Here is a 12,952-nt window from a genome sequence, read left to right as displayed (position 1 = left end):
GATGACTTATCCCTCGTTATCTTGAAAAATCAACGTGGATTGTCCACCCAGTTTCCATTGGGTCACGGAACGGGTGGCCTCGGCATGGGTCGGGAACGGACCCAAACGGATCCGATACAAAGTGCCATCCTTGCTTTTGACCACCCGGGCGGGCACGCCTTTTTTCTGGAGGTCTCCGGCCATGGTGGCGGCGCGCTGGGCGTCGTTGAACACCGCCAATTGCACCACATAAGGACCCGTGCGGGCGCCATTTTTCTCCGGCGTGGCGGGAGAACGGGGGGGCGGCGCATCGGCGGCAACGTTGGTGGTGGATTTGGCGCTGCTGGCGTTTTCCACCGGTTCTTCCAGGGGCACGATCACCTTGCGTTTGGGCAACTCTTCATAAAAAGTGATCGGCACATCCGGCGGACGCGCCTTGGGAGCCAACTCCTTGGGCGCGGAAGGCATGGGGGGATCTTCGGGTTCGCTGCTTTTTTTCGCTTCATGCTCTCCCGACGGATTTTTCTCTGCGGTGGATTCCGGTTCCGCTTTGTTCTTGTCGCCGGATTTGCCCCCCGGAGAGACGGATTTGGCCGCGTCTGCGCTCTTGGACGATTCGGTGGATTTGGCGGCGTCCGACGACTTGGGACTCTCGAAGGGTTTCCTGGCCTGGACCGGTATTGGCGTGAACGGCTTCGGGGCATGGTTGGCCGCAGCCGATCCTTCGGAGGGCACCGGGGTTTCCGGGGCCTCCAGCCGGCCCGTGGGATCGGTCAGGGAGGGGGGATCGATCATGGCAATTCTGCGACCATCCCCTGAGGCTCCCGCTTTTTCTTTTTCCTTGTCCTTTTCCTTGTTGTCGTGGCGTCCGTGTTCTGCCGCGGGAGGCGGGGTCACCGCAGCCGGTTGCGTGGTCTTGAGATGGGCGGCGATCTCCTCTTCCAGGTTTCTGCTCTCCGAAACCGCAGCCACCTCCGGTTTCCGGGGCGCCGGGGAAGAGGAAAAAATCCAATACAAAGCCACGCCCGCCATCAAGCCCAACAGCAGCAAGGGACGACCCAATTTTCGGCTCCGGTGACGCCGGAACTGCCTGGAAGTGGGATAACGGGGATTCACATTGATTCCGGAGCGGAAACACCCAACAAATCCAACCCGTTGGCAATCACCTGTCCAGCCGCACGGACAAGCGCCAATCGGGCACCACGCAAATCCGGATCCTCATCCAGAATGCGATAATTATTATAATAGCCATGAAACGCCGCCGCCAGTTCCGACAGATAATAGGTCACGCGATGCGGCTCGCGACTCAAGGCCGCGCCTTCCACGGTTTCGGGGAACAACCCGAGCAGACGAATCAAATCCATCTCTTCGGCGGCGGTCAAACGGGATAAATCCCCCTCCACCTCCGGCAACGCTCTCTCCTTGAGCTTCGCATGCAAAGAGTAGACCCGAGCGTGGGCATACTGCACATAAAAAACCGGATTGTCGTTGCTCCTGGACTTGGCCAGATCCAAATCGAAATCCAGTCCGGCACCCGACGAGCGGGTCAAAAACCAGAAACGCACCGCATCGGCTCCGGTTTCGTCCAGCACCTCCCGCAGGGTCACGAAGGTTCCGGCCCGCTTGGACATGCGCACCTGCTTGCCTCCCTGGGTCAGATTGACCATCTGGGTCAACACCACGTCCAGCAGATCCTTCTGGCCGGTCATGGCCTCCAAGGCGGCCTGGACCCGCTTGACATAACCGCCATGATCCGCGCCCCACACATCCACCAATCGGGTATAGCCCCGCTGGGCCTTGTGGAAATGATAGGCGATGTCGGCGGCGAAATAGGTGGGGGTGCCATCCGCCTTCAACAAGGGGCGATCCGAGTCATCCCCCAGTCGGGAGGAGCGAAACAGCAACTGCACCCGGCTGTCCGACTCCTCAGACGCGGCCACCTCCCGTCCCTTGGGGGGTTCCAGCACCCCTTCGTGGATCCAGTCATGGGCCGACAGATGGGCCAGTGCCCGATCGATGCCCCCTTCCGCGTGCAGGGTGCGTTCGGAAAACCAGTGGTCGAAGTGGATCCGCATGGATTCCAGATCGGCGCGGATCTCCCGCATGACCCAGGAGATGGCAAAATCCACCACCTCCACGGGGGGTCTTTCCAGGCCGCTTTTATCCGCCGCATGGTCACGGGCCAGATAGTCGCAACGCTCCAGCCACCGCTCCCCATCCCGATCGATCAGGGCGCGGGCGATTTCGATCACATATTCCCCGGGATAATAATCCGGAGGGGCCACCACCTCCCGGCCCAGACACTCCCGATAGCGATACAGCACCGACCGGCCCAACACGTCGATCTGGGCGCCGGCGTCGTTGATGTAATACTCCCGCTCCACTTCGCAGCCGATGGCGGACAACAGACGGGCGATGGCATCCCCGGTCACCGCGCCCCGGCCATGCCCCACATGCATCGGCCCCGTGGGGTTGGCCGAAACGAACTCCACCAACACCCGCTGTCCGGCCCCGCTGCGGGAACGGCCATAGGAGGGACCACGGCTGGCGATTTCCGGAATCAGTCCACGCAACCGCTCCGGGGAGAAATGAAAATTGATGAAACCCGGTCCGGCGATCTCGCAACGCACCCCGGCGGTCTGATCCGTGGGCATGGCAGCAAGCAGCCGCTGGGCCAACTCCCTGGGCTTCATTCCCGCCATGCGGGACAGAACCAACGCAGCGTTGGTGGAAAAATCCCCATGGGACTTCTCCCGGGGGCGCTCCACCTTGAATTCCGCTCCCCGATCCAGAAACGCAGCCGCCAACTCTCTGGACAAAACCCCTTCTCCGGCCAGCCGTTCCAGACTGCGGGCCACGAGTCCAATGACAATCTCCCGCATGGCAACTCCCTTCGCGCGGTTTACGATAATGACTGAATCCCTAGTTTACCCGGTTGCCGCCTTCCATGGCAACCGACCGAACGCACCGCGAAAAAATTTCGTCCGTTCCACCTCCTCTGGCCTTTTTCCCAGATTGAAGGTACCATATTCGGGTAAGATTCAAACCCTGGATGATTTCGACCGCTGGAGTTTTCTTTAACGTGACTTCCACTTGGCTGCACCAACCGATCAAACCAATCTCCGCATCCATGGCGCAGGCGGCACGCAACCATTTTGCCCGACTTCCCGGCCCGCCAGGGGCGTTGGGCGCCCTGGAAGAGATCGCGGAACGCTTGGCCGCCATGCAGCATCGGCCTGATCCGTCCGCCGACCCGTGCCAGATCACCGTATTCGCCGCCGATCACGGCGTGGCCAACGCGGGCGTGTCGGGCATGTCGGTCGAGGTGACCCCGACCCTGCTGCACAGTTGCCTGAACGGCACCAGCGCCAGCGCCGTGATGGCCCGTACCTTCGGGATTCACCACGAAGTGGTGGATGTGGGACTGTTTCACGATCCGGGCGCCCTGCCGGGCCTGATCCGCCAACGGGTCGGCAACGGCACCACCGACTTTCGCACCACCCCGGCCATGAGCGAACCGCAACTCGCCGCCGCCTTGGCCGCCGGTCGGGAGGCCGTGGAACGCGCCGCGCACAACGGCTGCCGGATCTTCATCGGCGGAGAGATCGGCGCAGGCAAAACCACCTCGGCGGGAGCCGTGGCCTGCGCCCTGTTGGGCATTCCCCCGGAAACCGTGGCCGGTCCCGGTGCCGGTATCCCGGCTGAAACCCTGGTGATCAAGGCCCAGGCGATCCAAAGCGCCGTGGATCATCATCAACGCTTCTTTTCCACGCCTCTGGATGTGCTGCGCCGTCTGGGAGGATTCGAGACCGTGGCCTTGTGCGGGGCCTACGTCACCTGTGGCCGACTGGGCATCACCGCCATCGTGGATGGTTTCTGCGCCTCGGTGGCCGCTCTGGTGGCCGTGACTCTGCATCCCCCCCTCAAACAATGGCTCTTCTTCGGACACCGGGCCGCCGAACCCGGTCAATACGCCGTTTTCCGCAGCCTGGAAACCCGCCCGCTCCTCAACCTGGATATGCGTCTGGGAGAGGGCACCGGCGCCCTGGCCGCACTGCCACTGCTGCGCGCCGCCTGCGCTCTGCTCAACGAGACCGCACCACCCACGCCATGATCCCACCCGACTACAAAAATCGCTCCGGCGACACCGGACTGGTCATCGATCTGCTGCGTCACGGCGCTCCCGTAGGCGGGGTGAAGTATCGAGGTTCCCTGGACGACCCCCTGGCCCCGGAAGGATGGGACGCCATGTGGAACACCACCCGCATTCACGGCCCCTGGGACCGGATCTACTCCTCGCCCCTGCGCCGCTGCGCCGAATTCGCCCATGCCCTGGGGGAACGGCTCCACCTCCAGCCGGAAATCAATCCCTCCTTGCGGGAGATGAGCTTCGGAGCCTGGGAAGGCAAAACCTCCGCCGAAATCCTGGCCACGGACGCGGACCGTCTCACCCGTTTCTGGAAAAATCCCCTCGACAACCCTCCGCCGGGAGGTGACCATCTGCGGGATGTGCAGATCCGGCTGCGGGCCTTGTGGAACGATACCCTCACCCATCCCCAAGGCAACGGGGAACGGATTCTGGTGGTGGCCCATGGCGGGGTGATCCGGGTTCTGCTGGGACTGGTGCTGTTCACGCCTTTGGAACACCTCTCCCGCATCTCCGTGCCCTATGCCGCCATGGCCCGCATCCGCATTGACCGGGTTGGCGACACCATCATGCCCAGACTGATCTTTTGCGGCGTCACCGGATCCCGCAACGGATAAACGCCCCGATCCTGCCCCCGTCGCACGCTCCCACACGCCCCGGACGGGGGAAAAAACGCGCTTTGCCGCCAGCCCTCTCAGGCCATCACCACCGCGCCTCCCCGGACTGGACGATACTCAACACCGCCATCACCTCGTTGCCCTTGCCCAGATAACGCACCGCGTCGAAACTGAGCATGTTGGCCATGGCGATGCCCCGACCGTGGGAATCGAAAACCCGGTCCGGATCGATCTTCATGAAGGCGCGCCAGTCAAACCCCTCCCCCTGATCACAAATCAAAAACCGGATCTCCCCCCCATCCCGCACAAACTCGACGGTCGCGCTTCTCTTGGCATATTCCGGCCGGTTCAGACGCCGTTCGATCTCATCGGCCCAACTGCCCGACTTGTGCAAGGCGCTCTTTTCTTGATAACTGATGGACAGATTGCCATGCTCCACCGCGTTGACCATCAACTCCGTCAAACCCAGCACCCGTTTTTCCGGCTCGGGACAGGCCTTGGCCAGCAGCACCGCCAGTGAACGGGCCTCCTCGATGGTGCGAAACCGGAATCGACCGCTCTCCAACAGCCCAAAAATGCTGGCGGTCTTGTTGACCTCTTCCTGCAAGGCGCAATGGGTGGCGTATTCGTGCAATGCGGCGGCAATCACCGCCTGAATGGCCGGAGGGTCCACCGGCTTGGTCAAATAATAATAGGCCCCGAGCCGCAATCCCTCGACCACATCCTCCTTGCCACTCATGGCGGTCACGAACACCACCGGAATCGCCCGGGTGCGGCTATCGGCCTTCAGTCGGCGACACACCTCATGACCATCCATCCCCGGCATCATGATATCCAGCAGAACCAGATCCGGATCCTGGACAACGGCCATCTCCAGGGCCATCTTGCCATGGGTGGAAAACAACACGACATAATCGCGCCGCAGAATCTCATCCAACACCTCGATATTGATCGATTCGTCATCCACTACCAGGATGACCGGTTTTTCCCGGTTTTTTTTCATGGAGTCTCACCCGTGGTCAGGATCAAAGCAAGCGCGCGGGCAATGGCCTCCAAAGGAGGACGCGCGGCGGCAAAATCGAGTTGATTCACGTTTTCTTCCATGGCGCGGATCTCCTCTTGGAAACGCGGCCCAGGCAACGCCTCACGAATGGCAGGCATCATCCGTTTCGCAGCCAAATTGTTGGACCCCAAAAGATACATGGTCTGCTCCAGCAATGGCGCCACCACGGAGACATCCCAGGCGAAATTCTCGGTCCCGACATCGGGGGTCGTCGACGGTTCCGACCGGTTCAACCCCTCCAAAAGGAAAGCCGATTCCACCACGATCCGCAAGTGCTGATCAAACTGATCCAGCAAAACCGGAATCTCTCCCCTGTGTTCCTGTTTGATGGCGTTTCTCAAAGCGTTGATGGTGCCATGGAGATCACGGGCCGAAAGATTGCCCGCCATCCCCCCCAGGGCATGCAGCAAACGACGGGCCTCACCCACCTCGCCAGCATCCAAAGCCTTGCGCAAGGTCTCGCCGGAACGCCGGTACTTGCGACAGAATTCCAGGATCAAGCGGGCGAACAATCCCCGATTGCCCGCCACCCGCCGCAAACCGTCCTCCAGATCGATCCCCGGCAACACCTCGGGCAGGACACACGCCGGGAGCGCCTCAGCCGACACGACGACAGCCGCTTTCACCTCCCCCTCAACTCCACCACCAGGGACCGGCTTGACCCAATGCAACACACTCGCCTTGAGAAGATCCACATCGATGGGTTTGACCAGATGATCGTTCATCCCTTCGGCCAGACTCCGCTCCCGATCCCCGGACATGGCATTGGCCGTCATGGCGATCACCGGCAGATCCCCGCCCACCGCCAGTCCGCGAATGGCGCGGGTGGCGTGATAACCATCCATCACCGGCATCTGCACATCCATGAACACCGCGGCAAAGGGGGGATGGGCCTGTTCCACCGCCTGAATGGCGGCCCGACCATCCCCCACCACCGTCACCACCAGTCCCCATTGTTGCAGAATCTCCTTGGCCACCTGCTGGTTGATGTCGTTGTCCTCGACCACCAACACAGACGCACCCCGCAAGGCCGCCAAAGCCCGCTCATCACTGGCCGGATCCCGCGTCAACGAATGATGGCGGGCATCGGCATCCTGCAAGACCGTCTGCTGATCCTGACGCCAAAAGGCCGCCGTGAAAGCAAACAGACTGCCCCGACCCGGTTCACTCTCCACCCAGATCCGCCCGCCCATCATGCGGACCAACTGCCGACTGATGGCCAAACCCAATCCGGTGCCGCCAAAACGACGCGTGGTGGAAAGATCCGCCTGACTGAACGCCTGAAACAGTCCGGCCTGCTGTTCCGGGGTCAGGCCGATGCCGGTATCCTGCACCGAAAAACAGTGCACCACAAAACTCTCAGAATAATAATAAGGCTGGACACTGACCGCAATCTCCCCGGACTCGGTGAACTTGACCGCATTGCCGATCAGGTTGGTCAACACCTGCCCAAGTCGCAACGGATCGCCCCGCAAGGTGCAAGGCAGATCCTGCGGAATGTCGAGCAGAATGACCAATCCTTTTTCCCGGGCTTTGTGTTCCACCAGTCCGATGACATGGCCCAAAATCTCCTCCAGATGAAACGGCACCGACTCCAAGGAAAGCTTGCCCGCCTCGATTTTGGAAAAGTCCAGAATATCGTTGATGATGTTCAACAAGGACTGGGAAGAGAAACGGATCTTGCGCAGATAGTCCAACTGCTGTCCGGAGAGAATGGTCTGTTCCAGCAGATGGCCAAGACCGAGAATGGCGTTGATGGGGGTACGGATTTCATGGCTCATGTTGGCCAGAAAGGCGCTCTTGGCACGCGTGCCCTCCTCGGCGCGACGCTTGGCTTCGGCCAGTTGTTCATCCTGTTCGGCCCGCACGATGATTCCGGCCAGGGTGCTGGTCACGGAACGCAAAAAATTGGCCTCCTCGGTGGTCGGGGTATGGTTGTGATCCACATAGAGATTCAGCACCCCCAGCAGACGATCCCCGGTCAGAATGGGCAAACAGTAATGACCATGCTCCTCCATCCCCTCGAAGCGGATTTCATGACGATCCCCCAGATGACTGGTGAACACCACCTGACGGGTCTGAGCCGCCCGACCGCACAGACAATGACCAAGAGGCACCCGGGCGCATAAGGTCAACAACGGCTCGGAAAGCTGATGATGCACCGCCAGCACCAGTTCTCCGGAAGCCTCGTCCCACAAGAAAATCGATCCCCGTGGCTGAATGCCGAACCAGGGGGTCGCGGTGATCAGAAACATGGCCTCTTCCAGATGTTCCATCAGGGAAAGAGGCTCCAGGGCATCGATCAACAGGCGATTGGTGACGGAACGGATCTGTCCGAGCAGTTCCAGCTCTTTGTTCTGTTTGGACAGCTTGGATGATTTTTGCAGCAGTTGTCCGAGGAGTTCACTTTTTTCCCGTGTAGCGTTTTCCGCGGAGGCTTTTTCCTGCAACAAGGCCTCGCGACTGTAATCGAGCAATTGCCTCTGTCGATCACGAAACCTGCGAAAGGCGTACATCCCCCCCAGTCCGAGCAGCCAGACCACCCCATGAGATACCCCCCACGCCAGCCGTGACGACCGCAACGCGTTCAGATGCACCCCGCCCGGAATGGTCAAGGAGACCCCACCCAGAATCTCACCCACCCGGGCCACCTGACCCGCATGACATTTCAGGCAGGCTTCTTGCGCCAGCAGTGGCCGCATGTAACGAAAATGCAGGGTGGACGCCACCAGTTCGAGACGTTCATCATCCGGATTCCGGAAGGCGCGCAACACCCCCGTTTCCCAGCCATCCGGAGTGTTGGCGGACCGGATGGGACGCAGGGCGATGAGATGATAACGCACCTTCTGATCATACTGGGAAACTTCGGCGATCTGTCGCAACATCTGGGAGGGATGAATCAGGGTCAGCCGCACCCCGTCACGGGTGGTCAGATCCCGCATGACGGGATTCAGGTATGGATTGGATTGGATGTCGTCGGTGACCTTGACGTATACCCCACCCAGATTGGCATTCCACAGATGGGTGCTGATGAGTGCGTCACTGAAGGCGCGGGCAAACGCCATGACAATGGACTCCGAGTCACGCCCGGCATTCCACAGATTCCAGAACAAGGATGCGGCAAGCAGGACGGTCCAGAGAAGTGGCAACAGCGCCGAAACGAGCTTCTCTTTCATCACGCTCCCATCCAATCGGTGAGGGCGGTCTGACGGAGGCGGTCGGAAACCCGAACATCCTTGGAAGCCGGGAATGGCTCCTGTCCGGAAATCATGGGCCTGATTGGGAGGTGATCGGCTTCCGGATCGACGCGGGATCGAAAAACCAGCTTGTAATCCATCGGGGTTCCCCCTTCCAATCCCGTTGATGACAACCTGGATGCAATCCGGACCTCAGACACCAATGGGGCTGGTGATCGACGATGGCCATGGTGGCCATGGTGCCCGACAAGGGACTCGAACCCTCACGCCGCGAGGCACGGGAACCTAAATCCCGCGTGTCTACCATTTCACCAATCGGGCATTTCACCAATCGGGCATTTCACCAATCGGTATGTCACCAATGGACCGGAGGATCATTTTGCGTGGTGACGTCAACCCGATCCGAGCAACAACGAGTGTGGTTCTTTGCCGTATCCGGCCAATCCCCCACTTTCGCAGGTGAGCCTCAAAAACAGCAATGGGGACACACAAAAGGGAATTGACGAACCGACCAATTTGAACCTGGGGTGCTTGGCGTGCTTCAAGGAATTTGGGGCGAACGATGGGACTCGAACCCACGACAACCGGAATCACAATCCGGGGCTCTACCAACTGAGCTACATCCGCCATGCTGACCAGTCCCGGAGCCAAAGCGCCAAGGACGTTTTCATCAAGAGGGGAAGACACCATAGCGGATGGATTTTAAACCAGTGGGACACGAAGTCAAGTGTAATTCGCTCCGCCCCGAAAGAATCGTTCCTTTTTCTCCCCGATGCCGGTCAAGAAAAGCCCTGCTGAAAAAAATGCAATCCGGTCACAAAAAAGGGTTGCAATGGATACGGCAATTCGGTTATAAGATCCGGATTGAAGCAATCGAGGAACAAGGCAACACACGGCCCCAGGGAAATCGACAAAACACCGTCTCCCACTCGACTAGCCCCAAGAGTTTGCAACACAAAGTATTGGCAACACCAAGTAACACCAAGTCCTGTTCGTCTAGTGGCCTAGGACATCGGCCTTTCACGCCGGCAACACGGGTTCGATTCCCGTACGGGACGCCATTTTTTAAAATATCATCAAAATCATCAAAAATTTCGTACCAGGAAGATGAAAAAGCCCACGATATCATGCGTGGGCTTTTTTTATGCATCCAGGCCGAAGATACCCCCCCTTTTTCACCGCGTCATGCGCTTGATGGCCTGAATCGCCTCTTCCAAAGCCTGCAAAAACCGTGACCGGTCCTTGGGGCCGAAGGGTGGCCCGCCTCCCCGGATTTCTCCCGCATCCCGCAATTGAGCGTTGAGATCACGCATGGCCAAAGCCATGCCGATACCGTCGTCATCAAAAGGTTTGCCCGTGGGTCCAAGCACCCGCGCCCCTTTGGCCAGACAGCGGGCAGCCAGGGGAATATCTGCCGTGATGGCCACATCCCCCTGGCCAATCCGTTCGGCAATCCAGTCATCCGCCTTGTCCAAGCCCCCCGAAACCACCTCAACCCGCAACATTGGACTCGACGGCAGGCGCATCCATTGGTTGCTGACCATGTGGACCATCAACCCATGGCGTTCGGCCACCCGCATCACCTCACCCTTCACCGGGCAGGCGTCCGCATCCACATAGATATCCATGCACACTCCTGCTCAAACGTGACGCTTCCCCTCATGATTCCAACAGATCCACCACCTTCTCCGGCGGCCTGCCCACCACAGCGCGATTTCCCACCAGCACCACCGGACGTTCGATCAAACGCGGATTGGCCACCATGGCGGCAATCAGTTGCGACCGGTCCAGCGTGGCTTCCGCCAGACCCAGGTCCTTGTAAATCACCTCGTTGGTGCGCATCAATTGACGCGGCTCCAAACCCAACGCGGTCAATACCCGTCCCAATTCCTGAGCGTCCGGTGGCGCATCCAAATAACGCACAACCCGGGGAGAGACGCCATGGTCTTCCAACAGTTTCAGAGCCTGACGCGACTTGGAACAGTGCGGATTGTGCCAGATGACCACATTCTCGTTTTGCATATCAATCTCCTTGATTCATTTCTCTTTCCAACACAACCTTCCGAGGCGCCTCTTCATCACACCCCCGGTCACTCGTCCCGATCCTTCCCCTCTCACGCAATTCATCTTCATGTTTTGCAGGACAGCCGGTCAACGCTCGTCACACCACCCCCAATACGAACACGTGCCCTGGATAAACACCATGACAAATCAGCTCACCTCTTGACAAGGCCAATCAAAGCGGTTACATTTCAGGATCAATTCAGCTTGATCCCGTGATTCTTTTGACAACACCCCATCATCAATACGCACTTTTTTTTGTTGCATAGTTTTTTTCTCTGAAAATCCGAAAAAAATCCACTCTTCCCCTTCAACCAAACAACCGGTTACCAATCAAACAAGGATATACGATCATGAAAATGCTTAAAATGGCTCTGTTTGGAGCAGCCCTGCTGTTGAGCGGATCGCTGCAAGCCGCCGACGAATACAACACCGTTCCCGGTGACGATCCCCAGTTCAGACAGTGCAAAGAATATTCCATGACCAGATGGGAAGGCGGTGGAGAACTCAGCCCCATTGCCGGCCAATCGAAAGCCGAAGCCTTTTGTACCTGCATGTGGAACGAAACCCCGGACAATTTCAAAGGTCATCTGGCCAAATTCTCCGAAACCGATGCCGGCAAAAGACTGGACAAGATTTGCAGCAAGTATTCCAACTGGGGTGATTGATGTCCATCCCGGCCTGAAAGCCTCCTAGCCTCTCAAGATGTGCGTGGGCCGCCATCGGAAAGCCTTTCCGGGCCGCGTTCCACGCACATCTTTATACAAATCTTGCCTCCGAGTATCACACGCCCCCTGACACCTCTTGTCGGCGCCCTTTTATGGCCATCCAGGGACCAATCGCCTCAGACCGCCATCCTGATACCAAAAAAACTGCCGAATTTTCATACCGCCTGCCCTCTTCAAAAAAACACTCCCGATACCCGATCCAACGGACTTGATCGTGCCGCCTTGAAACTTTGACAAATGGCCACAGGGAGGTTAATGTGCGTCCGTTATTTTTTCGGATGGCGCATCACCGCCCCCCATTCCGCAACCTCTTGATTTGAATCGGGGGATGATCCATCCCGAGACAGGAGCTGCCATGTCCCTGACCGTTTCCCTGGAAAGTTTGCACCCCTTGCGCGCACAACTGGACGCGCACCCGGTCTATGGCGCGGTCCACTCCCTGGACGACTTGCGGCTGTTCATGTCCCATCATGTCTTTTCCGTGTGGGATTTCATGACACTGCTGAAATATCTGCAAAACCGTCTCGCTCCCACCACTCTGCCCTGGGCACCGGTGGGCCATCCAACGATTCGACGCTTCATCAACGACATCGTATTGGAAGAGGAATCGGATCTTGGTCTGCCGACTCCATCCGGAGAACCCACCTATGCCAGCCATTTTGAGCTGTATGCTCAAGCCATGGCGGAAATCGGCGCCTCGCCGAAAGGCGCGCTGGACTTTGCGCAAACCGCAGCGGCTCAAGGGTTCCGGAACGCCCTGCACCAGCACCAAGAGACCATTCCCGCCGCATCCCGGCATTTCATGGAGGAGACCTTCTCCTTCCTCGCCTCGGATCAGCCCCATGTGGTGGCCGCCGCCTTTGCCCTGGGTCGGGAGCACATCATTCCTCCCATGTTCAGAGCCTTGTTGCGCCAAATGGCCATCGATTCATCACAGGCTCCGGTCTTCCATTATTATCTGGAGCGCCATATCCACCTGGACGAAGACCATCATGGTCCCCTCTCCCTGAAAATGCTGCACCTCCTGTGCGCCAACGATCCGACGCACATTGCCGCCGCCGAAGAGGCCGCCCGTCGCGCCATGACGGCCCGGATCCATTTCTGGGACGGAGTGCATCAGGCCTTGTTGCGGCGGCGTGTTCCGCCGGTGTGACGCCCGG

The 12,952-nt window shown here is 59.1% G+C and carries 10 protein-coding genes and 3 tRNA genes; 5 read left to right on the top strand and 8 right to left on the bottom strand.

The features are described from left to right. Positions 1-6: 6 nt before the first annotated feature. On the bottom strand, positions 7-1,095 hold the full coding sequence (locus tag HQL98_07665) for an SPOR domain-containing protein (protein ID MBF0271920.1): 1,089 nt from the start codon (positions 1,093-1,095) through the stop codon (positions 7-9). Next, entirely contained in the window at positions 1,092-2,861 is a 1,770-nt protein-coding gene (locus HQL98_07660; protein ID MBF0271919.1) for an arginine--tRNA ligase, read from the bottom strand. Before HQL98_07660 ends, HQL98_07665 begins: the two co-directional genes overlap by 4 nt. Positions 2,862-3,061: 200 nt before the next feature. Between HQL98_07660 and cobT the strand changes: the two genes are divergently transcribed. Next, positions 3,062-4,093 (top strand): nicotinate-nucleotide--dimethylbenzimidazole phosphoribosyltransferase, encoded by a 1,032-nt coding sequence (gene cobT, locus HQL98_07655; GenBank protein ID MBF0271918.1) that lies wholly within the window; start codon positions 3,062-3,064, stop codon positions 4,091-4,093. Further along, positions 4,090-4,743, top strand: coding sequence for a histidine phosphatase family protein (locus tag HQL98_07650; GenBank protein MBF0271917.1), 654 nt, complete (start codon positions 4,090-4,092; stop codon positions 4,741-4,743). The genes cobT and HQL98_07650 overlap by 4 nt, the downstream gene beginning before the upstream one ends. An 85-nt stretch (positions 4,744-4,828) precedes the next feature. Here the strand turns inward: HQL98_07650 and HQL98_07645 are convergent, their stop codons facing one another. From HQL98_07645 to HQL98_07630, 4 genes are all read right to left on the bottom strand, one after another. Further along, on the bottom strand, positions 4,829-5,746 hold the full coding sequence (locus HQL98_07645; protein ID MBF0271916.1) for a response regulator: 918 nt from the start codon (positions 5,744-5,746) through the stop codon (positions 4,829-4,831). Continuing rightward, the gene (locus HQL98_07640) at positions 5,743-8,982 is read right to left on the bottom strand and encodes a response regulator (protein ID MBF0271915.1); all 3,240 of its coding nucleotides are present in this window, start codon (positions 8,980-8,982) and stop codon (positions 5,743-5,745) included. Before HQL98_07640 ends, HQL98_07645 begins: the two co-directional genes overlap by 4 nt. Positions 8,983-9,240: 258 nt before the next feature. After that, positions 9,241-9,324 (bottom strand) — tRNA-Leu (locus tag HQL98_07635). A gap of 230 nt (positions 9,325-9,554) precedes the next feature. Continuing rightward, positions 9,555-9,630, bottom strand: a tRNA-His gene (locus HQL98_07630). Positions 9,631-9,988: 358 nt separating this feature from the next. On the opposite strand from HQL98_07630, the gene HQL98_07625 reads away from it, so the two are divergent. Further along, positions 9,989-10,064, top strand: a tRNA-Glu gene (locus HQL98_07625). Positions 10,065-10,178: 114 nt separating this feature from the next. On the opposite strand, the gene HQL98_07620 is transcribed toward HQL98_07625, so the two are convergent. Together HQL98_07620 and arsC are read right to left on the bottom strand one after the other, a co-directional pair. Continuing rightward, on the bottom strand, positions 10,179-10,631 hold the full coding sequence (locus tag HQL98_07620) for a YaiI/YqxD family protein (protein MBF0271914.1): 453 nt from the start codon (positions 10,629-10,631) through the stop codon (positions 10,179-10,181). 31 nt (positions 10,632-10,662) lie between these two features. Further along, entirely contained in the window at positions 10,663-11,025 is a 363-nt protein-coding gene (gene arsC, locus HQL98_07615) for an arsenate reductase (glutaredoxin) (protein ID MBF0271913.1), read from the bottom strand. Between the two features lie 392 nt (positions 11,026-11,417). Between arsC and HQL98_07610 the strand changes: the two genes are divergently transcribed. Further along, positions 11,418-11,732, top strand: coding sequence for a hypothetical protein (locus HQL98_07610; protein MBF0271912.1), 315 nt, complete (start codon positions 11,418-11,420; stop codon positions 11,730-11,732). Between the two features lie 415 nt (positions 11,733-12,147). Continuing rightward, positions 12,148-12,945, top strand: coding sequence for a DUF3050 domain-containing protein (locus HQL98_07605; protein MBF0271911.1), 798 nt, complete (start codon positions 12,148-12,150; stop codon positions 12,943-12,945). Positions 12,946-12,952: the final 7 nt, after the last annotated feature.

This window comes from Magnetococcales bacterium (assembly GCA_015231755.1).
Classification (GTDB): domain Bacteria; phylum Pseudomonadota; class Magnetococcia; order Magnetococcales; family Magnetaquicoccaceae; genus Magnetaquiglobus.
This window is presented reverse-complemented; position numbering and strand designations above follow the sequence as displayed.